Raw genomic sequence first — 22346 nt, 5'->3', positions numbered from 1 at the left:
CAAAAAGAAGATACATAAAGTAAATTACTTTATGTTCTACTTTTTGCCCAAGATTTTATTTTTGATAGATTTTCTTTACGTAATCCATTTTTGAGGACATACCACTCAGTAACAAATCTGCTAGAGTTAAGGCTGCCATCGCTTCCACAACAACAACTGCCCTTGGGACTATAATTGGATCATGACGGCCTTTTATAGATACATTTATGTTCTCACCTGATTTATTAACGGTTTGCTGTTCTTTTTTTATAGAAGGAGTTGGTTTAATTGCAGCCCGGAAGATAATTTCGGAGCCATCACTAATTCCTCCAAGGATACCGCCAGAATGATTGGTTAACTTAATGAGTTTTCCATTTGCATCGAATGCAAACCCATCATTATTTTCGGAACCTAACTGTTTTGCTACTTCAAAACCAGATCCAATCTCAAAGCCCTTTACAGCGCCAATAGAGAATATCGCCTTTGCAAGCTGCGCATCTAATTTATCAAATACTGGTTCCCCAATTCCTGCTGGAACTCCAGATATAATGCATTCAATCATACCACCACTAGAGTCTAAATTGTGAATGCACTGCTCTAGATAATCTTCCGCTTTCTGAGATGCTTCTAAATCTGGCATGCAAAGAGGACTTAAAGTTAAGTTTTCTTTTTGGCACTTATGATAATCAATTTGAATAGGACCAATGGATTTGGTATAAGTAAAAACTTCAATTCCTAGTTCTTTTAAGAGGGCAGCAGCGATTGCACCTGCTGCTACACGTCCAATTGTTTCACGTCCTGAGGAACGTCCACCCCCGCGATAGTCACGAAAACCGTATTTTGCATCAAAAGTATAGTCTGCATGACCAGGTCTATAAAAGCTTGCTATTTCACTATAATCTGCAGAACGTGCAGTCTCATTTGCAATCATCATGGAAATTGGGGTACCTGTAGTTTTTCCTTCAAAAACACCAGATAGGATTGTTACAAGATCATCTTCTTTTCTTGGAGTCGAATATTTCGTTTGCCCAGGTTTTCGACGGTTTAGAAATGTCTGAATCATTTCTTCATTTAGAGTAAGACCTGCAGGACACCCGTCAACAACAACGCCGATACCTTTTCCATGGGATTCTCCCCAAGTTGCTATTTTAAAAATTGATCCGAAACTTGAACCGGACATAGTATCACCTCTTCTATTAGTATTAATCCCTGATTACTTGAAAATAGTATACTGTATGTTCCTATGGATTTCAATTGAATTGTAATATAAAACTACAATATATTCATATGAAATGGCACCTTTTGCGTTTTGTGTCATATGATGTTAGTAAAGAGTGGAAGGAGTAGAACCATGAGTTATCAAGTAGGAGAGAATTGGTACTGTAATCCTAACCAACTTAATATGTATATGCCAGAAGTCTTTATTAGCCAAAAAAGAAGAGAAGAAGATTTTGAAATAAAAAATAAGCAACCTTGTGGTTGCGAAGAAGCAATGAAAAAATGTCGTAATCGGGATAACCCAAATGATAGCTTTTGCTGTGATTTCGATGAGACTTCTATATATGAATATGATTGTGAATGTTTACGGCAGAAAAAAAGCTGCTTTTGAGCAGCTTTTTTTCTGGAATTAAAAGATGTAATTAGCAGCCAAATCCGTTGCCACCACAGCAGCAGAAAAGAATGATGATAATTATCCACCAGCATCCGCCATCGCCAAAGCCACCGCCGCAGCCACCGCCACAGCCATTGCCACAGCCATTTCCGCAGCCACCGCCGAAACCATTACCACCGCAGCAGAATAAAAGGATAATAATTATCCACCAGCATCCGCCGCCACCAAAGCCGCCGAAGCCGCCGCCACAGCTATTTCCGCATCCACATCCATTTCCACATCCGCATCCGCAGCCATCTCCACATCCGCCGCAGTTTGTAGCTGTTAAATCACTCATATGAGTTCCTCCAATAAATGTTTACAGTGTATCTTATGAAACACAGCTTGCCTTATTTCCATTATTTATAAAAAATTCTTAACCTTTTTTTTCCCTTTTTTCGATTTTCTGACCTCCCATTGACAAACGATTGGAAAAAATTTATAATTATAATAATTTAACGCATTACAGCTTTGATGCAATAAAAGATGTCCAAAGTTTGGAACACATCAGGACAAGCTAACTGGCTTTCGATGGTCGGTAGTTCACCAAAAATTTTGAAAGGAAGTATTGGAGGGTACAGCATGATTTGGGCGAAAGAAGAAATAATGTCCCGAAGTGAGTTAGAAGCAATCCAATTAAAAAGACTTCAGGAAACCGTCGCACGTGTGTATGAAAAGATACCATTTTACCATGAAAAAATGGATGCAATTGACATGTTGCCAGAAGATGTAACAACGCTAGAAGATTTAAAGAAGCTTCCATTTACCTTGAAACAGGATTTTCGCGATAACTATCCATTTGGAATGTTTGCAGTTCCTAAAAATGAAGTTGTTCGCATTCACGCCTCATCTGGTACAACCGGGAAGCCAACTGTGGTTGGTTATACCAAAAACGATATGGAAGTTTGGACGAATAATGTATCTAGAATTGCTTGTATGGGTGGGGCTACGAAAGATGATACAGCTCAGATTTGCTTTGGTTACGGTATGTTTACAGGTGCACTAGGTTTGCATTTTGGTTTAGAAAATATTGGAGCAAGTGTATGTCCGACCTCATCTGGGAATACCAAAAAGCAAATTATGTTTATGCAAGACTTTGGTACGACAATATTAGTAGCTACACCTTCTTACGCATTACATATTGCAGAAGTTGCACTTTCGATGGGAATTAATCCCAAGAAAGATTTAAACGTAAAGATAGGATTATTTGGTGGAGAAGGTATGACGGAGCCAATGCGTCAAGAGATGTATAAGCTTTGGGGAAAGGATTTTTGCTGTACTCAAAATTATGGTATGAGTGAGCTGTGTGGGCCTGGTGTAGCGGGAGAATGTGAATATCTTTGCGGTATGCATATTAATGAAGATCATTTTATCCCTGAAATCATAGACCCGGATACGGGAGAAGTATTACCTCCAGGGTCGAAGGGGGAATTAGTAGTTACCTGCCTTACGAAAGAAGCGGTTCCGTTAATTCGGTATCGTACTCGTGATTTAACGATGTTAATGTATGAACCATGCAAGTGTGGCAGGACTAATGTGCGTATGGCAAATCTATATGGTCGCACGGATGATATGTTAGTAATTCGAGGAATCAATGTATTTCCATCTCAAATAGAAGAAGTCATGTTAAAGATACCTGAGATTGGCCCGCATTATCAGATAACGGTTGACCGTGTAAACCATTTGGACACCATGGAGATTCAAGTTGAAATTATCGAAGATACCTTATTAGATTCTTATTCTTTATTAGATGGTTTGGAAAAGAAGATAAGAAATCAGCTAAAGACCATACTAGGGCTAGATGCTACAATCAAACTTGTTGCACCAGGAAGTCTGCAACGATTTGAAGGTAAGGCAAGACGTGTAACTGATTCAAGAAAGGACGTTATGTTTTAGTTCTTTTGTACATAAGTAGTATATCGATCGGTAATTAAATTGTGTTCCGATATCGGATTGATGGTATACAAGCAAGAGCATACTTCGCCTTTTTTTCCTTGCTATAAATAAAAAGACGAACGATAAATCTCAGAGAAGTAAATTCATATCTCTAAATATCGTTCGTCTCAGTGTTTATTCTTCTAAGGAGTCTTTTTTAGAAACAATTACAGTTTCTTGGTAGCAGGTGAACATATCAAGCAGTGATGTTTTTGATAACTTTGGTGTTATCAAACTTACGATTGGTACGATAACCAAACTTAATAACATGGTAAAAGCGCCAGCTACGATGGAAGAAGGGAAGAATGCAAGTTTTAAATTAGCAACAGTCACACCGACGCCAATCAAAAAGGCTGACCAAACACCAGCTTTTGTAACCCCCTTCCAGTAAAGGCCATAAAGGAATGGTGCAAGGAAGGAACCAGCGAGAGCACTCCAAGAGATACCCATTAGCTCAGCTATGAATTTCGGTGGATCAAGTGCTAGTATAACGGAAACGATAATGAAAACAGCAATTAAGATTCTCATAAGCATTAGCTGAGTTTTTGTTGTCATCTTTTTAAAACAGGTTTCTTTTAGAAAGTCTAAAGTTAAAGTTGAACTTGAGGTTAAAACTAGAGCAGAAAGTGTTGACATCGATGCAGATAATACTAATACAACTGTGATGCCAACCAAAACATCTGGTAAAAAGGATATCATATAAGGAATGATACTATCAAAAATTACTTTACCATCCGCATTTCTTATACTTCCATTATCAAACAAACGTGAGAATCCACCAAGAAAATAACAACCACCAGAGACTACGACAGCAAATAAGGTGGAAATAATTGTTCCAGTTTTAATTGCTTTTTCATCCTTAATCGTATAAAACTTATGTACCATCTGTGGAAGACCCCATGTACCTAATGAAGTGAGAATTATTACGCTAACTAGGTTTATAGGATCCGGACCGAAGAAAGAGGTATATGCACCAGGCTGTCCAAGTGTCGCGGTAGTTTCACTCTTGAATATAGCAAGTTGATTGATTGCGTCAAGGAATCCACCTTTTTGATTAAGGACAGCGGTTATAATAGCTACAATACCAGCAAGCATGATAATACCTTGGATTAAATCATTGATTGCGGTTGCCATATAACCACCTAAAATGACATACACTCCTGTCAAAGTAGCCATTACAATAACACAGATTTCATATGGAATATCAAATGCCATACCAAACAGACGAGATAATCCGTTATAGATTGATGCGGTATAAGGTACTAAAAATACAAAAGCGATAACAGATGCAGTAATTTTGATTGCTTTACTTTCATAGCGCGATCCAAAAAATTCAGGCATTGTCTGTGAATTAAGATGCTTTGTCATGACTCTGGTTCTACGACCTAATATCATCCATGCAAATAAGCTACCAATCAAAGCATTTCCAAGACCAATCCATATAGCAGAAATACCAAAATCCCAACCAAACCTTCCTGCATATCCTATAAATACTACGGATGAAAAATAAGAGGTACCAAAAGCAAATGCGGTAAGCCAAGGGCCTACATTTCGACCACCAAGTACAAAATCGTTTACGTTCCTGGTATGTTTTCTAGAATATATGCCAACAAGAATCATAACTCCGAAAAATATCAAGAGCATAACAAGTTTGACAATCATAAAATTACCCTCCTTCTTATGGTATAATCAATACAATACTTTAACGCTATAAAGCGTTGCGCTTTAAAGTGATAATACCAAAATATGGAAGGGCTGTCAAATCAAATATTAACCGCTGCTTATAGTTACATTAGTAAATAAGCATTATAGATTACATAATATGGAGAAGATAAAATCAGTTGATATTCCAACAAACAAAAAAGATGCACAGATTACTCTGATTTTCTTCGGTATAAGATCCGTCCTATTTTTCAGTGTTGGATGGATGTATTTCACTAAAAGAACTCCTAAAATTCCGAACAATAAGGATGCTAGTAAACAGATACGGCCATTTAACTGGATAGTATAATTAGAATAATCCCACCATCGGCGGTTAAATAACATTTCAAGCACCCAGGATGTTGCATATTCTAAAGCGCTGGTAACTAACATACTAAGTAAGAATAGGTTAGCTTTATTCTTACATTTATGTAGGCACAGAATAATAAGTAAAGCTCCGAATCCATAGATCGGAAGATATGGTCCAAATAAAAAACCTCGTTTAACTAACTCACCTGCTTGTATAGAACAAACAATTGTTTCGTAACACCAGCCAAAGAGGCTGTATATAAAAAGCCATATCATGTTATTTACAAACCACATGGAACTATCTCCTTTGTCTAAATATATTTTTATGTGTCAGCATATGGAAAATTTACGGTTATTCTGTATTATATGATGCAAAAATTTAAGTGTCTATGAATGTTAGGAAAGCCTAATGGAATTCTAATAATTTATTAAGACCATTTATTAAAATCTAATAATTGGTGAAATATTTTAATCTTAGAGTAAAGAACGAAGGATATTTCAATCATTCACTCATCATATTTATTGGCTCCGTTACATCCACAAACTTGATAATACACATTGTCTTGCAAGCAAGAAATAGAGTATCCCAAAAAACATAGCTGGCAAAATACTGGTAGATTACTTTAAATTATTAGAACGGGCTCATTCAAAATTTTGGTAACTATTGTATATAACAAGAATAAAATGTATAATTATAACATGATAAGTAGGAAATAAAAGATGATAGAAAGGAAGAAGGCAACATGCAGATGAAAGAAATTATGTTAGGCAACGAGGCAATCGCAAGAGGTGCTTATGAGGCTGGTGTAAAAGTTTCAGCAGCTTATCCTGGGACGCCAAGCACGGAGATTAGCGAGAATATAGTGAAGTATAAAGAGATTTACAGTGAGTGGTCACCAAATGAGAAGGTAGCCATGGAGGTAGCCATTGGTGCCTCAATTAGCGGTGTTAGAGCTCTTGCCTCTATGAAACATGTTGGAGTGAATGTTGCCGCAGATCCTTTATTTACGATTTCGTATGCTGGTGTGAATGGTGGATTAGTACTTGTTGCTGCTGATGACCCTGGATTATATAGCTCACAAAATGAACAAGATACCAGAATGGTAGCAAGAGCAGCGCAGGTTCCTGTATTAGAACCTTCCGATAGTGAAGAGGCGAAAGAATTTGTTAAATTTGCATTTGATATGAGTGAGAAATATGATACTCCAGTAATTGTTCGTACCACGACGAGACTTTCTCATTCTCAGGGGATGGTAAATCTATGTAACAGAATCGAGGTAGAAGACAAAGCTTACATTGGAAATCCAGCAAAAAATGTAATGATGCCAGGGAATGCAAAGGTGCGTCATCTTGTAGTTGAAGCACGTACGAAACAAATGATAGAAGAAGGCTGTGACTTTCCAATAAATCAGATGGAATATAAAGATAAGAGTATTGGTGTTATAACAAGTGGTATTCCATATCAGTACGTAAAAGAAGCGCTACCAGAAGCATCCGTACTTAAACTTGGTATGGTTAATCCACTTCCAAGAAAGCTGATTGAAGAATTCGCAGCTTCTGTAGAGAATTTGTACATAGTAGAAGAATTAGATCCTGTCATTGAGGAACAGGTTAAGTCATGGGGAATCAAAGCGATAGGTAAGGAGATTCTTACAGTTCAAGGAGAGTATAGTGCAAACCTATTAAGAAAAGCAATTAAGAAAGAAGAAATTGAGATAAAACCGGTAGCACAGGTACCAAATCGCCCTCCGGTTCTTTGCCCAGGATGTCCGCATCGAAGTGTATTTTCTGTATTAAAAAAATTAGGTATCCATGCAGCAGGTGATATTGGATGTTATACTCTTGGCGCTGTAGCTCCTTTAAATGTTGTAGATACTACAGTCTGTATGGGGGCTAGTATCAGTACCTTACATGGTATGGAAAAGGCGAAGGGAAAAGAATACATTAAGAACTGGGTTGCCGTCATTGGCGATTCGACATTTATGCATACTGGAATTAATTCTTTAATTAATATGGTTTATAACAAGGGAACAGGAACTGTGATGATCTTAGATAATTCTACAACAGGGATGACTGGACATCAAGATCATGCAGCAACTGGAAAGACCTTAATGGGCGAAGAGACGATAGCAATCAGTATTCCTGATTTATGCCGTTCTCTCGGAATTCATAATGTTATCGAAGTAAATGCTTTTGATACAAAAGCGTTAGAAAAGATAGTAAAAGAGGAATTAAGGAAGGATGAAATCTCTGTAATTATTACCAAAGCTCCTTGTGTACTCCTAAGTAAGAAATTAAGTGATACACAGTGTAACGTAGTTTCTATTAAGTGTAAAAAGTGTGGAATGTGTCTAAAGCCTGGATGTCCAGCTATTACTAAGAAGGAAGATGGTATCACCGTAATCAATGAGACCATGTGTAATGGTTGCAATCTATGCTTTGAACAATGTAAGTTCGGTGCAATAGAAAAGATGGGAAGATAGGAGGGAATCACCATGGAGACAAAAAATATTATGATAGTTGGAGTTGGTGGTCAGGGTACCCTACTTACCAGCCGAATTTTAGGTGGAATTACCAGGATTGCAGGCTATGATGTTAAGCTTTCTGAAGTTCATGGCATGGCACAACGTGGAGGAAGCGTTGTCACGTTTGTTCGTTATGGAGAGAAGGTATATGAGCCAATCGTAGAGGAAGGTCAGGCAGATGTTTTAATTGCATTTGAACGCTTAGAGGCTATGCGTTATTCTCATTTCTTAAAGAAGTCGGGTGTTTTAATTGTGAATGACCAAAGAATTGATCCTATGCCAGTAGTGATTGGTGCTTCGATATACCCAGAAAATATCATAGAGAATCTTGAAAAAGAGCATAGAGTATTAAGAGTGGATGCTATGGCTAAGGCAAAGGAGCTTGGAAACCCGAAGGTATTCAATATCATAGTGCTTGGTGTAGCGGCGGCTTATATGGACTTCACAAAAGATGATTGGCTTACGGTAATTGAGCAAACGGTTCCGCCAAAGACCATTGATATTAATATAGAAGCATTCCTAATTGGTTATGAGATGCATCAGTAAGCTTCAAGGTAAAAGTGTGAAGAGAATTTCTAAGGCGCAAAAAGACACCGCCTAAGAAATTCTAAAACTTCCAGCCTACTACTAAGCAGACATGGTTTTAGTGTGAAAAATAAAGATTTTAACACACTAATTTATGCTGTTACCCAATATCACAGAATTGCAACAGAATGGAGGATTAGTATGATTCAGCAGTTATCCGTATTCGTTGAAAACAAAGTAGGAAGTCTTAGAAAAGTAACAAGTGCACTTAGTGAGAATGGTATTAATTTACGAGCAATTTCTGTATTTGACTCACCGGATTTTAGTATATTACGAATTATTATTGATGAACCTGAAAAAGCAAAATTAGTTCTTTCCGACAAGGGATTTGCGGTTAAGGTTTCGGATGTACTAGCAGTTGAATTGATGGATAAGCCAGGGGATTTGGATCGGGTGCTTGCTATTTTAGAAGACCACAATCTAAGCATTAATTATATCTATTCCTTTGTACTTCGTGGAGAAAAAGCACCATTGATGGTACTAAACATTAATGATATGAAAAAAGCGGAAGAAGTGTTACGTGAAAATAAGGTGTGTATAATCGAATAATTATTAGGAGATATACTTTAATTATTTAAGATGTAGACAAATATGAGTGGTTTGAGAAATTCTTACTGAAATTTGATACTAAACTGTTGGTTGTTAATAATGAGTTTATATCTCCACAAGAAGAGTTGATTCAAGACATAATCTCAATCCTCCATGTTTTTAGTTGTAGAATTTATGGATTAAGAAAATACAAGAAAAAAATAGAGGAGGATGAAGAGATTGCAAAGAGCATACAAAGTGGAATTAAAACCAACGAACCAGCAGATACAGAAGATTAATCAATGTCTAGGTGTTTGCAGATGGCTTTATAACGCTTATCTTGCTAAGAACCAATCACTTTATCAAGACTTTAAAGAGGGTAAGCTTAATAAGAAAAAAGCCTTTATGTCAGCCAATGACTTTGATAAGTACATTAATAATGATATTAAAGTTTTAGATGATTGCAAGTGGATTAATGATTGTGGTAGTAAAGCTAGAAAAAAAGCTATTTGTAATGCAGAATTTGCGTATAAGAAGTTTTTTAAAGGTGAAGCACAATTTCCACGTTTTAAGAAGAAAGGTAAGTCTAAAGTAGGTCTATATTTTCCAAGGAATAATAAAACCGATTTCAAGATTGAACGTCACAAAATTAATATACCTACACTTAAATGGGTTAGGCTTAAAGAATTTGGATATATCAAGGCCAATGCAAACGTCATTAGTGGTACGGTCACAGAACAAGCAGGAAAATATTATATCTCAATTGTTTGTGAAATAGAAGAAGTTAAGAACTCCTTGCCTAAAACAGAGCCATTAGGACTAGATTTAGGAATAAAAGATTTTGCTATTTTTAGTAATGAAGTAGTTAAGAAGAACATCAATAAGACTTCAAGAGTAAAGAAATTAGAAAAGAAGTTAAAACGTGAACAAGTAAGGCTTTCAAGGAAATATGAATGTCTTAAAAAACAAAATAAAATAAGAAAAGGAGAGGCCACTAGACAGAATATTCGTAAGCAAATAGTCAAAGTACAAAGACTTCATCAAAGATTAGCGAACATTCGTACTGATTACATTAATAAATGTGTATCTGAAATAGTTGGACAAAAACCAAGTTCAATAACTATTGAAGATTTGAATGTAAAAGGAATGATGAAAAATCGACACTTATCAAAAGCAGTCGCCGGGCAAAAGTTTTATGAGTTCAGAATAAAACTTACCAACAAATGTAAACAAAACGATATTGAACTTAGAATAGTAGATAGATGGTATCCATCTTCTAAGCTTTGCTCATGTTGTGGAAACGTCAAAAAAGACTTAAAACTTTCTGACAGAATTTATGTTTGTAAAGAGTGTGGTTTAGTAATTGATAGGGATTTACAAGCTAGTATTAATCTTAGAGAAGCAAAAACTTACAAGATAGCATGATCACGTTACTGTAAGTATGTACCCAAGGCTATTTGGGGAATTTACGTCCTCGGAGTGTTATAGCAAATGAGAGTAGTGTATTATAACCAATCACAAAATCAGACACGTTGAACAGGGAATAATCTCGATATGGGTAGATTTGTCCATATTTTGAGTGGCAGACACTAATGATTTGGAACGAAGCAAAGGAATGTATGAGCCGTGATGAAATGCAAAATCTCCAAAGCAAACGGCTCATAAAGATGGTAGACCGCGTTTATCATAATGTGGAATTCTATCGTAAGAAAATGCAAGCTATGGGATTAGAGCCGGGAGATATTGGGGGAATAGAGGACTTAAATAAGCTTCCCTTTACTACAAAAACAGATTTACGTGATAATTATCCATTTGGGCTCTTTGCAATCCCTCAATCGGAAATTGTTCGAGTTCATGCTTCTTCTGGTACCACTGGGAAAGCTACTGTAGTTGGTTATTCCAGAAGAGATATTGAAAATTGGCAGGAATGTGTTGCAAGAGTGTTAGCCATGGTTGGGCTAGGAAAAGAGGATAAGATACAAGTATCCTACGGGTATGGGCTTTTTACTGGTGGCTTAGGGTTACATTATGGAGCGGAAAATTTAGGTGCAACCGTTATCCCTATGTCATCAGGAAATACCAAAAAACAAGTTACAATGATGGAGGACTTTGGTTGTACTGCGATAGCATGTACTCCATCTTACTTATTACATATCATAGAAGTATTAGAGGAAGAGGGAGCGATTGGCCGAATTAAATTAAAAGCGGCAATTTGTGGAGCGGAACCTTGGACTGAAAACATGAGGAAAGAAATTGAAACGCGTCTTCATATAAATGCACATGACATCTATGGACTTAGTGAGGTTATGGGACCTGGGGTAGCAGCAGATTGTGAATATCATGCAGGACTTCATGTATATGAAGATCATTTCGTTCCGGAGATTTTAAATCCAGATACCTTAGAGCCATGCGAACCAGGAGAGATTGGTGAGTTAGCATTTACAACGATAACAAAAGAAGCCTTACCACTCTTTCGTTATCGAACGAAGGATTTAACAAGCATAAACTACGAGAAGTGTGAATGTGGTAGAACACTTGCAAGAATTTCACGCTTCAAAGGGCGTACTGATGATATGTTAATTATTCGAGGTGTTAATATTTTCCCATCACAGGTTGAAACAGCACTTTTAGAGCTTGGTGAAACGAGTCCTCATTATTTGATGATCGTCGATAGAGTAAATCATCAGGATACATTAGAAGTATGGGTGGAAGTGGAGGAACGTTTCTTCTCTGATGAAATCAAGGAATTAGAGCACCTGACACTTAAAATTGCCTATGTATTGCAACAAGCGTTAGGGCTTTCGGTTAAGGTTAAATTAGTGGAGCCAAAGACCATAGAGAGAAGTGAAGGAAAAGCAAAACGAGTGATTGATAAACGTAAATTAGTCTAAGAAGGGGGTTTTACTTTGACAATTAAACAATTATCCGTATTTATTGAAAACAGAACAGGTAGACTGGAAAAAGTTACAGAAACCCTGAAGGATAATGGAATAAACATTACCTCCATGAGTTTAGCAGATACAAGTGAATATGGTTTGCTGCGTATGATAGTCTCAAATCCAACAGAAGGGAAAAGGGTTTTAAAGGAAGCAGGATTTTCAGCAATGCTAACAGATGTATTAGCAGTGAAGCTGCCAAATCAAATAGGGATGCTGCATGAGCTGTTAAAGGTATTGGATGACGTTAATATCGAATATATGTATGCTTTAGCAACAAATGAGAATGCTTCTATGGTAATTAAAATATCAGATATTAATAAAGCGATACAATCCCTTTCTAAAAATGGGTTTGAACTAGTAGAGGAAGAAACTGCTTATACAATTAACGATTTACTATAGCTGTTACTCTAAAGATTTGTTACTGCAATTCGATTTATTTATAGCTGTTTTTACTAAAGATTTGCCTAAGCATTCCGATTCATCTGGAACAGAGATTTCGGGGAAATTGAATTATATAAATACTCTAAAATTTCACTTATTATATTGACACTTTGCAGAGCTACCTCTGGTTATTATTGTTAAAGGTAGAAATAGATAGGCTGTCACAAGAATAGATATTCTCTTGTGGCAGCTTTTTATGTTTAATGATAGTAATAAAATAATTTTTCTTTTTAAAAAAATAATAATAAATAATCATTTTCTTATGCATAAAAAGACGTAGGAAAGCAATGAAATACAAGAATTCTTAAGCGAAATAATCATAGTTAAAACCAAGGGAATATAATGATTATTGTTAAATACGGGGGGGATCGATAGAATAATAAAAGGCATGTATGAAAGTACGGTTTTCATAAAGGTATTAATAAGCGCGGGACCGTTAACGCAGAAATGGAGTTAGAATGATTATTTTAGATGGATTATGGAAGTTTAGAATAGACCCTCAAAATGAAGGGTTTAAAAATCATTGGGAAAGAGATAACTTTAAGGATTGCATTCGTATTCCTGGCGTATTGCAGGAACAAGGATATGGAGAAGAGGTATCCCGTCAGACAGAATGGGTGGAAGGGTTAAGTGATCCCTTATGGTATCTAAGAGAAGAGTATCAATATGAAAATGAAGACAAGGTCAGAATACCTTTTTTAAGCCAGCCGCCTAAAGTATATCGTGGAAAGGCATGGTATCAGATGACTATTAAGTCAGAAGACATCACGGAGGGGAAATGGTATTCCTTATACATAGAAAATACCAGATGGAGAAGCCACGTATGGTGTGATGATACGTACCTTGGAGAGGATTTTAGCCTGTGTACTCCTCATGAAATTTCCATTGGTTTTTTAAAAAAGAAAGAGTATAAACTAACCATTTGCTTAGATAATAGTATGCAACTTCCATATCGTCCCGATGGGCATGGCGTTTCTGATGCGTTTTCGGCAGGCTGGAATGGGATGGTTGGAAGGGTTGAATTACATAGCCATTTGGCAGTTGCGATCAAAGAGGTGAGAGTATTTTCGGATATTGACCGAAAGAGAGCCACCTTTGAAGTAACGATACAAAACTATACCAAAGAAACAGTTAAGACATCGCTTGTAATAGGGAGTGAAAACGAGAGAAATTTTCAAACTTCACTAGACATAAAACAAGAACTTACAGTTATGTGTCAGGAAGGGGTTACGCTTGTAACTTTGATGAAGGAATATGACCAAGATACAAAGCTTTGGGATGAGTTTAGTGCAAACCTTTTGAAAGAATCGATAGCCTTAACGAGTGATTATGGTACGGAAACAGAAGAAGTAACATTCGGTTTTATACAGGTGAAATCGGAAAATGGGCTTTTTCTTGTGAATCATCGCCCAACGTATTTTAGAGGAACACATTTTGGAGGTGATTATCCTCTGACTGGATATCCGGATTGCAGTATTAAATTCTGGCAGAAAATTATGAAGGTAATTAAAGAATGGGGGCTAAACTTTATGCGCTTTCATTCTTATTGTCCACCGGAAGCTGCATTTGTGGCAGCTGATGAGGAAGGAATATATCTTCAAGTGGAATGTGGAATGTGGAATAGTTTTGAGCCAGGAGATCCGATGCTTGAGGTAGCCAAAATGGAAGCGGATAGAATCCTTCGAACCTTTGGGAATCATCCGTCTTTTGTGATGCTTTCTCCATCCAATGAACCAATGGGAGAGTGGTTAGGGCCTTTGACTGAGTTTGTCGCGTATTGTAAAGAAATCGATTCTAGAAAATTATATACGATCCAATCTGGCTGGCCATTTCCAATCGAGCCCGATCAGGTGACGGGAACAGATTATCTTTACTTCCATCGTTCAGGCTTTGGTATAGAACCGGGAGGTACCATAAGAAATTCTGCGGGATGGAAAGGGTCGGATTATAGAGAGTCTCTTAAGAATGTAACGCTTCCGGCTATCTGTCATGAACTAGGACAATGGTGTTCTTATCCTGATTTTTCGATTATTGATAAGTTTACTGGATACCTATCCCCAAGTAACTTTGAAGTATTTAGAGGTTCTGCAAAATCTCATGGCGTGGAACAGTACTCCAAAGAGTTTCACTATAACTCTGGAAAACTACAAAGTTTGATGTATAAAGAAGAGATTGAAGCGAACCTTAGAACCCCTCATCTTTATGGGTTTGAATTGTTAGATTTACATGACTATCTTGGTCAGGGAACTGCATTGGTTGGTGTACTGGATGCTTTTTGGGAGGAGAAAGGGTATATCAGTCCGAAGGAATGGAAAAGGTTTTGTTCTAAGACAGTACCGCTTGCTAGGATTCCTAAGTATGTTTATGAAGCAGGTGAGACGGTCACAGCTTCTGTTGAAATCAGCCATTTTGGAGAAGCAAAACTTTCTCAAGCTACGGTATCCTATGAACTAAGAGATGGGACTACGACTATAAAGAAAAGTATCCTAGGTAGAATGGATATTCCAATCGGAAAGAATATTGAGGCAGGTACTATAAGGCTAGCACTGCCAAATAATCAGGAGTCTACAGTTTATGAGCTTTTTGTTTGCATCGAGACAAAAGAAGAATGTTTTATTAATAGTTGGAAGTTATGGAGTTATCAAAATAATCACAAGGAATCCGAAGAATTTATAGAAGTCAAGAAATCCAAAGAATTTATAGAAAACAAGGAAGCCAAGGAGTTCAAGGAATCCAAAGAATTCAAGGAATCCAAAGAATCCAAGGAATTCAAGGAATTCAAGGAATCCAAAGAATCCAAAGAATTAAAAGAATATTGCAGAGTTTTTTATACAAAAGACTGGGAAGCAGCAGAGAAAGCATTGGAAGAAGGGAAAAAAGTTTTATTTAATCCGAGAATAGATTCCCTAAGTTATGATTGCCCCAAATTACAGTTCAAACCTATCTTTTGGAATGCACAGATGGGCCCAACTTGGGCGAGAGGCCTAAGCATTATGTGCGATCCTGCTCATCCGGTATTTCGTCAGTTTCCAACAGAGTCTTATGCAGAATGGCAGTGGGAGGATATCATAGATGGGGCACGTGGAATCAATCTTAGTTGTTTTGGTGGAGAACTTACTCCTATCGTTCGTGTAATAGATGACTGGAATCGAAACTATCCACTGGCTCTCATGCTAGAAGCAAAAGTTAGAAATGGAGGTCTGTTTATGACTACCGTGGATTTTAGAACAGAAGGTAGGGCAGGAAAATCACCGGCAGCTTCTGCTCTCATGCAAAGTATCTTTTGTTATATGGAGAGTGAGGCGTTTGCCCCGAAAGAAAACGTATCTTTCGAGGATATAAAAACCATCTATCATGAAAATCATACAATGGAACTGCTGGAGGTTTCAGTTGTACTGGAAGAAGAGGAAACGAAGGATATCGAGGTGATATGCCATGGTAATGCAGAAGATTTTATGTTAATTAAAGGTTACCCTGCTCACATACGCTTAGAAATGCCCAAAGCACATTCATTCTACGGAATCTGCTATGTCCCAAGACAGAATCACAGGGAACACGAGGGAGATATCAAAGAATACCAAGTGGAATATCGAAAGGAAGGACATTGGGAGTTTTTGTGCGAAGGAGAATTGAAAAGTTCATTTTCACCAAAGACTATAACCTTTCCTAAAACAGTGACGACAGATGCGATCCGTTTTATTGCCATTTCAGGATTTGGAGGAGAACATGTAACGAAGTGGGATCTTGAAAAAGATGGTTGGCATCAAATGACCGGAGCGTATTCCGATCCATATGTGTCGATTGCCTGCCTCACTCTTTTAACGGAGGAAGGACTTGGAATCTGGAGAGGTGAAGTTAATAATCAAACAGTAGATTTTAAGAGTGCAACTACTGATATAGAAAACTAAAAGATTAGTACAATTATAACATTAGTGCGATTATAACCTAAGTAGTGGAGTAGTTAAGCATAGTACGGATATAAAAACCCGAGATAGGAGTAAACAATGTTAAAACAGATGGAATTACATAGAATGGAGAACAGAGAAAAGAGTGGATTAACAACGTTTGGAAGCTACTGGGAAAAAGGGGAAGTTTCCTCCGAAGCGAAATTTATATTAAAGAATGAAGATGATAGTAATGTCCCTGTTCAATCACGAATTACTGCTTATTGGCCAGATGGAACAGTAAAATGGGCTGCACATACTGGCAATAGCGATGGTATGAGTGAAACTGTGACAGTAGAACCTGTTTTAAAAAAATATCAAAATAAAGAAACAGAAACCATAACACAAGAGGGAAGAAATAAGGAAGCAATCACTGATAATATCTTAATTACAGAAGAGAAAGATAGCCTGTTTGTTCAGGCAGGAACCACAAGCGTGCGGATATGGAAACAAGGTACAAAACTTTTTGAGCAATTTCATACCGAAGAAGGTGAAGTTGCAAAAGAAGCAGAACTGATAGCACTGTTAGAAGAAAGAACAAGAGTAGATGGTGAGGTTATAAAAAGAGAAGTTCCTTATCTGGGGGTGATCAAAGAAACAAAGATTGAGGAGTGCGGTCCGCTTCAATGCGTAATTAAATTAACCGGAATCCATCAGCATGCAATTAGTAAAAGGGAAGTACTTCCGTTTATTCTTCGTATGGCGATAGGAAGGAATCAGTCAGAAATTTTATTTACACATACCTTTCTTTATGACGGTGATGAAGACAAGGATTTCTTAAAGGGAATTGGAGTTCGTATTTATCGGCAGATGAAAGGTGAAAGCTATAATCGTCATATTAAATTCGGAACAGATTTTGGCTGTTTTCATGAAAGTCTTGCGATGCTTCTTACCTGGCATCCAATAGTCCCTATTTCTATCTATGAAAGACAGATGAAGGGAGAACTTCTTTGCTTAAATGAAATAGATACCCCAGAAGCGATGCAGGCAAAAGATAATATCCCAATCTGGGGAGAATATGTGCTTTGTCAGGATAGTGCCACTCATTTTATAGTGAAGAAGAAAATCAGCAAGGAGGAATGCTGTTACATAGAAGGACTTCATGGAACTCATGCAAAAGGTACTGTTGCAGTGTCAGATGAAGAGGGAGGATTTGCAATCGGATTGAAAGATTTTTGGCAGAAGTATCCTTCTACTTATCAGGTGAAGTATCTTGATAAAGAATTAGCATGTGCAACAGTCTGGTTTTGGTCACCGGAAGTTGAAGCAATGGATTTTAGGCACTATGCGACCACAGGATATTCACAAACTTATTATGAGGGATTTGATGAAATGGGTGCTACTCCTTATGGTATCGCAAATACGAATGAATTTCGGTTAACTGCAATTGCGGATGGTATTCCTACAGATGAGTGGATGGAACGTTTTTATAAACGAGTCCAGAAACCATGCGTTTACATAGCAAATCCTGAATATTACCATGAACTTGGAGCGTTTGGCATCTGGAGTTTAAGAAAGAAAGAGAATGAGGCACAGATGTGGTTAGAAGACCAATTAGAGAAAGGAATCGAGTTTTACCTTGAAGAAATCAAAATTCGTAACTGGTATGGAGTATTTTCTTATGGGGATGTGATGCATACTTATGATAAAACACGCCACTGCTGGCGTTATGATATGGGTGGATATGCATGGCAGAATACGGAACTTGTTCCGACTCTCTGGTTGTGGTATTCCTTCTTAAGGACTGGAAGAGAGGATATCTTTACCATGGCAGAAGCCATGGCACGTCATTGCTCTGAAGTAGATGTCTACCACCTGGGACCATATAAGGGCATAGGCTCCAGACACAATGTTAGGCACTGGGGGTGTTCTTGTAAAGAAGCCCGTATTGCAATGGCAGGCCATCATCGGTTTTATTACTATCTCACAGGAGATTATCGTCTTGGTGATATTTTTGATGAAGTCAAGGATGGAGATTTTACTCTTCTAGAAATTGATCCTCTTCGATATTTCTATAAGAAAGAGGAAATGGTTTATAAAACACATGCCCGTACCGGCCCTGACTGGTCAACCTTTACCTCGAATTGGATGACAGAGTGGGAGAGACATCAAAATCAAGCCTATCAGGAAAAGATACTGACAGGAATTCAGGATTTAAAAAATGCACCACTGCGTTTGATTTCAGGCTCTGATTTTGAGTATGACCCAGAAAGCAGTCATCTGCATTATCTGGGAGAGCAAGCCACAGGAGGTTTTCATCTGATTATTTGCATGGGTGCTCCACAAATCTGGTTGGAGCTGGCACATATGTTAGAAGATGAAGAATGGAATCGAATGCTTGCTGACTTTGGAAGATTCTATTATATGGATCATGAGGAACAGTTTGCATTTACCAATGGCTTAATTAGAGACAGAATCGCTACGTTTCCTTATATGGCAGCGGCCATGGCTGCCTACGGAGCAAAGTATTATCAAGATGAGAAACTAGCAAAAAAGATTTGGAAAGAGTTAAAAGAGTGTTTATCAACGGAAGTTAAAAACAGTGTATTTGAGACTCATCCTGTATATCACGCAGGAAATCAGGAGATATTACAGGAGATGCCTAGAGTCTCAACCAATGTTATGTCCCAATGGTGCCTGAATGTGATTGTGGCGTTAGACTTAATTTCAGAAGAGTTACCTGAAAGCTTTTTTATATCTTAGAAAAAGTAGTGAAAGATAGTAAGGTAGTTAACAGTAAGAAGATATTTACTATAAAATGCTTAATATTATTTAAAACAGGTGTTGACTTTTTGGTTGGTTGTCCTTTATCCTAATAATCAGTGAGAAAAGTTAAAAATGCTAGATTCCTATACTTATGATAAATGATTACTTCCTGTGAAACTAGCAAATATACTTTGATTGAGAGGATTATAACTTGAAGAAAAAAGATATTATTTTATTGGTAGTGTTATTAGTGATTGCGGGTGGAAGTTTTTTGGTATATTGGCTGATGTCAGGTGAAGTTGGTGAAAATGGTAAAGTTGTTGTTGAAGTTGAAGGGAAGACCTTCGGCACATATTCTTTATATAAAAATCAAACAGTAATTATACCAGGAAGACTTGGGGATAGCGTATTAAAAATAGAAGATGGATATGCAAAAATGGAAAGCGCTGGATGTCCCGACCAGATTTGTGTAAACCATCTAGCGATTCATAACAAAAACGATATGATTATTTGTTTACCTAATGAAATTATCGTAGAAGTTACCGAAGGGGAGCAATCAAAAACAGATGCCATAGCGCAATAGAGGATATTATTTAAAAAACTCCTGGAAGCCGAATAATTTACTCGGATTTCCAGGAGTTTTTTAACAGCTTCTTAACACTAAAAAATTACTATAGCATTGAAGGTGGGAATAAGATAGGCTATAATGAATCTATATGTTATCCATATTATGACAAAATTTTTAACAAAGGAGGTGTGAAATGGTAGGCGAGATGCTTAACCGGGTGCGTGAGGTTGAAGAATTAGCAAAAGAGAAAGAGAATGATGCAATCGCTAGAGGAAACAAGATGATGGAACGTGCAAAAGAAGAAGTGAAAACGCATCTAAGTAGTGTCATGAAGGAGGAAGAAGAGTTAACAAAGAAAGCAATGTTGGAAGCGAGTGAATACCGCGAACAACAAACAGAAAATGCTTTGATGGAAGCAGACAAGGAAATTGAATATTTAATGAAACTTAGTACCGAAAACAAAAAGAAAACCATCGATTATATTGTAAAGGATGTGTTACATAGTGTCAGTGCTTAACATGCAGAAAATTCAATTGTGCGCACTGAAGAGAAACCGAAAAAAGCTACTAACAACACTGCAGCGGTGTGGCGTGATGGAAGTTACCGATATTTATTATGACGATAGTATATTTCATCTTCAAAAACAGTCCGAGGTAGAAGAATATGTAGCAGAGGATATACAGTTAGCGAAAGAAGCTTTGCAGGTGATGGACACCTATTGTGACAAAAAAACAAAAGTTTCTTCACTTACCGGAAGAAAATTAATCACCTCGGAAAAGTACGAATTTTACGAATCAAAATACAATCAAATAAAAGAGCATGCGTTACAAGTAACGCGGCTTGCTAGAATAATTACGGAAGAAGTTCAAGAAAACAAAAAGCGAAGGGCACAGCTTGAGGCACTCGTACCGTGGATTACTCTTACGATACCTTTTAGCTGTACAGAAACAAACTGTACGGCTGTTTTTTTTGGCACTTTACCAAATGCTTGGGAGAAATCGAAAGTAGAAGAACTATTTTCAGATCCTTTAACCACTACCGAGAATAACCAGTTCGTTGAGGTTGAAGTAATCAGTTCGAGCAAACTTATGACTTATATTATGGTTATGTGTCTAAAGAAGCAAGCGGTAGAAGTTCTCTCTATCTTAAGAGATGCTTCTTTTTCTCAAAAAATCTCCAATTGTAACCTAAATTTACCACCTGCAAAAGAAAAAGATTTCATCGAGGAAGAAATCCTAGTTTCAGAAAAAAAAATTACAGAGCATCTTAAGATGATTAAAGAGTTTGAACAGGATATCGAGGAGTTTCAATTCTTATCCGATGATGCAGAGGTTCGATTAGGACAATGTGAGGTTATAAAACACCTCGTTGAGACAGAGAATGTGTTTGTTGTGAGTGGATATATTCCCAAAGATGAGATAGGAAAGACCTTAAAGAGGATACAAGAGCAATGTGATGTTGCGATTGAGACTATGGATATCAGTGAGGAAGAAGAGGTTCCTATTCTTTTAAAAAATCCAGCTTTTTCAAAACCACTGGAAGGTACTGTAAAAGCGTATAGTTTACCTGGTAAAGGGGAAATAGATCCAACAACGATAATGGCTGTTTTTTATTATATTCTCTTTGGACTAATGTTAGCGGATGCAGCCTATGGAGCAATTATGGTATTTGGATGTACATTTGCTCTCTTAAAGTATAAGAATATGGAGAATACTTTGAAAAATTCTCTCAAGATGTTTCTATATTGCGGTATCTCTACTATATTTTGGGGAGTAATGTTTGGCAGCTATTTTGGAGATATGGTCGATGTTGTATCAGAAACTTTTTTTGGTCACGTAATTTCCATCCCTCCAGTATGGTTTTTCCCAGTCAATGAACCAATGAAAATGTTAGTATTTTCTATGTTGTTTGGAATTATACATATTTATACGGGATTAGCAGTGAAACTATATCAATGTATAAAACAAAAAGATTATAAATCAGTTCTTTACGATGTTATCCTGTGGTATATCGTACTAACTGCTTCGCTTGTTTTGTTACTATCTATGGATGTTTTTACAAAGACCTTTGGACTTAGTTTTCAGTTAAGTAAGGAGGTAGGAAATATCGCGCTTGTTATCATGTTAATCTCCTCAGCAGGAATCATCTTGACAGCGGGAAGAGAATCCAGAAATCCAGTCAAGCGTTTCTTAAAAGGCTTATATGGTTATTATGGTATCACTGGCTATTTAAGTGATGTTTTATCCTATTCTCGTCTACTAGCGTTAGGTTTAGCCTCAGGCGTTATTTGTACAGTAATTAATATGATGGCATCCATGGTGGGTGGAGGATTTGTTGGTGTAATAGCATTTATTGTTATTTTTATTCTTGGTCATGCAATTAATATTGGTATTAATGCACTTGGTGCTTATGTACATACCAATCGTTTACAATATGTAGAATTTTTCGGAAAGTTTTATAGTGGTGGAGGACGTGAATTTAGTCCATTTTCCATGAGAACAAAGTATTTTAAATTGGATAAAGGAGAGAGATAAT

Annotated in this window: 17 protein-coding genes and 1 pseudogene; 14 read left to right on the top strand and 4 right to left on the bottom strand. The window is 37.1% G+C overall.

Annotated features, from left to right (window positions below; all coding sequences use genetic code 11):
• Positions 1-55: 55 nt before the first annotated feature.
• Positions 56-1159, bottom strand: a complete 1104-nt coding sequence (gene aroC, locus CPHY_RS16035) for a chorismate synthase (protein WP_012201100.1) — start codon at positions 1157-1159, stop codon at positions 56-58.
• Between the two features lie 171 nt (positions 1160-1330).
• Here aroC and CPHY_RS16030 point away from each other — a divergent pair, with 171 nt between their 5' ends.
• Positions 1331-1588, top strand: a complete 258-nt coding sequence (locus CPHY_RS16030) for a hypothetical protein (protein WP_041703735.1) — start codon at positions 1331-1333, stop codon at positions 1586-1588.
• 31 nt (positions 1589-1619) lie between these two features.
• Here the strand turns inward: CPHY_RS16030 and CPHY_RS16025 are convergent, their stop codons facing one another.
• The gene (locus CPHY_RS16025) at positions 1620-1928 is read right to left on the bottom strand and encodes a hypothetical protein (RefSeq protein WP_012201099.1); all 309 of its coding nucleotides are present in this window, start codon (positions 1926-1928) and stop codon (positions 1620-1622) included.
• 284 nt (positions 1929-2212) lie between these two features.
• Between CPHY_RS16025 and CPHY_RS16020 the strand changes: the two genes are divergently transcribed.
• Complete coding sequence (locus tag CPHY_RS16020; RefSeq protein ID WP_012201098.1) at positions 2213-3526, top strand: phenylacetate--CoA ligase family protein; 1314 nt, start codon at positions 2213-2215, stop codon at positions 3524-3526.
• A gap of 174 nt (positions 3527-3700) precedes the next feature.
• Here the strand turns inward: CPHY_RS16020 and CPHY_RS16015 are convergent, their stop codons facing one another.
• Both CPHY_RS16015 and CPHY_RS16010 read right to left on the bottom strand, forming a co-directional pair.
• Entirely contained in the window at positions 3701-5227 is a 1527-nt protein-coding gene (locus CPHY_RS16015) for a sodium:solute symporter family transporter (protein ID WP_012201097.1), read from the bottom strand.
• A gap of 144 nt (positions 5228-5371) precedes the next feature.
• Positions 5372-5869 (bottom strand): putative ABC transporter permease, encoded by a 498-nt coding sequence (locus CPHY_RS16010; protein WP_012201096.1) that lies wholly within the window; start codon positions 5867-5869, stop codon positions 5372-5374.
• A 449-nt stretch (positions 5870-6318) separates the two neighbouring features.
• On the opposite strand from CPHY_RS16010, the gene iorA reads away from it, so the two are divergent.
• The 12 genes and pseudogenes from iorA to CPHY_RS15955 all read left to right on the top strand — a co-directional run bounded on the left by iorA (position 6319) and on the right by CPHY_RS15955 (position 22345).
• Positions 6319-8058: an indolepyruvate ferredoxin oxidoreductase subunit alpha gene (gene iorA, locus CPHY_RS16005; protein WP_012201095.1), complete on the top strand. Its 1740-nt coding sequence runs from the start codon at positions 6319-6321 to the stop codon at positions 8056-8058.
• Between the two features lie 12 nt (positions 8059-8070).
• Entirely contained in the window at positions 8071-8646 is a 576-nt protein-coding gene (locus CPHY_RS16000; RefSeq protein WP_012201094.1) for an indolepyruvate oxidoreductase subunit beta, read from the top strand.
• A 180-nt stretch (positions 8647-8826) separates the two neighbouring features.
• Positions 8827-9234, top strand: a complete 408-nt coding sequence (locus CPHY_RS15995) for an ACT domain-containing protein (protein ID WP_012201093.1) — start codon at positions 8827-8829, stop codon at positions 9232-9234.
• A 41-nt stretch (positions 9235-9275) separates the two neighbouring features.
• Positions 9276-9512: pseudogene (locus tag CPHY_RS21380) on the top strand (IS607 family transposase); the annotation flags it as partial.
• On the top strand, positions 9445-10638 hold the full coding sequence (locus tag CPHY_RS15990) for an RNA-guided endonuclease InsQ/TnpB family protein (protein WP_334290436.1): 1194 nt from the start codon (positions 9445-9447) through the stop codon (positions 10636-10638). The pseudogene CPHY_RS21380 and the gene CPHY_RS15990, both read left to right, overlap by 68 nt.
• Positions 10639-10805: 167 nt before the next feature.
• A complete protein-coding gene (locus CPHY_RS15985) occupies positions 10806-12104 on the top strand; it encodes a phenylacetate--CoA ligase family protein (protein ID WP_041703734.1) in 1299 nt (432 codons plus the stop codon).
• 15 nt (positions 12105-12119) lie between these two features.
• Positions 12120-12551: an ACT domain-containing protein gene (locus tag CPHY_RS15980; RefSeq protein WP_012201090.1), complete on the top strand. Its 432-nt coding sequence runs from the start codon at positions 12120-12122 to the stop codon at positions 12549-12551.
• 500 nt (positions 12552-13051) lie between these two features.
• Entirely contained in the window at positions 13052-16501 is a 3450-nt protein-coding gene (locus tag CPHY_RS21510; RefSeq protein WP_012201089.1) for a discoidin domain-containing protein, read from the top strand.
• A gap of 96 nt (positions 16502-16597) precedes the next feature.
• Positions 16598-19240: an exo-rhamnogalacturonan lyase family protein gene (locus tag CPHY_RS15970; RefSeq protein ID WP_012201088.1), complete on the top strand. Its 2643-nt coding sequence runs from the start codon at positions 16598-16600 to the stop codon at positions 19238-19240.
• Positions 19241-19454: 214 nt separating this feature from the next.
• Positions 19455-19826, top strand: a complete 372-nt coding sequence (locus CPHY_RS15965; RefSeq protein WP_012201087.1) for a NusG domain II-containing protein — start codon at positions 19455-19457, stop codon at positions 19824-19826.
• A 178-nt stretch (positions 19827-20004) separates the two neighbouring features.
• Positions 20005-20328 (top strand): hypothetical protein, encoded by a 324-nt coding sequence (locus CPHY_RS15960; RefSeq protein WP_012201086.1) that lies wholly within the window; start codon positions 20005-20007, stop codon positions 20326-20328.
• The gene (locus CPHY_RS15955; protein WP_012201085.1) at positions 20315-22345 is read left to right on the top strand and encodes a V-type ATP synthase subunit I; all 2031 of its coding nucleotides are present in this window, start codon (positions 20315-20317) and stop codon (positions 22343-22345) included. Before CPHY_RS15960 ends, CPHY_RS15955 begins: the two co-directional genes overlap by 14 nt.
• The last annotated feature ends 1 nt before the right edge of the window (position 22346 follow it).

This window comes from Lachnoclostridium phytofermentans ISDg, assembly GCF_000018685.1.
Lineage (GTDB): Bacteria > Bacillota > Clostridia > Lachnospirales > Lachnospiraceae > Lachnoclostridium > Lachnoclostridium phytofermentans.
The sequence above is the reverse complement of the archived record's forward strand: the minus strand, read 5'-3'. Positions and strand labels throughout refer to the sequence as shown.

Excerpts from the sequence above, each read along its gene's own strand:
- aroC (WP_012201100.1), bottom strand. The coding sequence starts at position 1,159 with ATGTCCGGTTCAAGTTTCGGATCAATTTTTAAAATAGCAACTTGGGGA.
- CPHY_RS16030 (WP_041703735.1), top strand. The coding sequence starts at position 1,331 with ATGAGTTATCAAGTAGGAGAGAATTGGTACTGTAATCCTAACCAACTT.
- CPHY_RS16025 (WP_012201099.1), bottom strand. The coding sequence starts at position 1,928 with ATGAGTGATTTAACAGCTACAAACTGCGGCGGATGTGGAGATGGCTGC.
- CPHY_RS16020 (WP_012201098.1), top strand. The coding sequence starts at position 2,213 with ATGATTTGGGCGAAAGAAGAAATAATGTCCCGAAGTGAGTTAGAAGCA.
- CPHY_RS16015 (WP_012201097.1), bottom strand. The coding sequence starts at position 5,227 with ATGATTGTCAAACTTGTTATGCTCTTGATATTTTTCGGAGTTATGATT.
- CPHY_RS16010 (WP_012201096.1), bottom strand. The coding sequence starts at position 5,869 with ATGTGGTTTGTAAATAACATGATATGGCTTTTTATATACAGCCTCTTT.
- iorA (WP_012201095.1), top strand. The coding sequence starts at position 6,319 with ATGCAGATGAAAGAAATTATGTTAGGCAACGAGGCAATCGCAAGAGGT.
- CPHY_RS16000 (WP_012201094.1), top strand. The coding sequence starts at position 8,071 with ATGGAGACAAAAAATATTATGATAGTTGGAGTTGGTGGTCAGGGTACC.
- CPHY_RS15995 (WP_012201093.1), top strand. The coding sequence starts at position 8,827 with ATGATTCAGCAGTTATCCGTATTCGTTGAAAACAAAGTAGGAAGTCTT.
- CPHY_RS15990 (WP_334290436.1), top strand. The coding sequence starts at position 9,445 with ATGAAGAGATTGCAAAGAGCATACAAAGTGGAATTAAAACCAACGAAC.
- CPHY_RS15985 (WP_041703734.1), top strand. The coding sequence starts at position 10,806 with ATGATTTGGAACGAAGCAAAGGAATGTATGAGCCGTGATGAAATGCAA.
- CPHY_RS21510 (WP_012201089.1), top strand. The coding sequence starts at position 13,052 with ATGATTATTTTAGATGGATTATGGAAGTTTAGAATAGACCCTCAAAAT.
- CPHY_RS15970 (WP_012201088.1), top strand. The coding sequence starts at position 16,598 with ATGTTAAAACAGATGGAATTACATAGAATGGAGAACAGAGAAAAGAGT.
- CPHY_RS15960 (WP_012201086.1), top strand. The coding sequence starts at position 20,005 with ATGGTAGGCGAGATGCTTAACCGGGTGCGTGAGGTTGAAGAATTAGCA.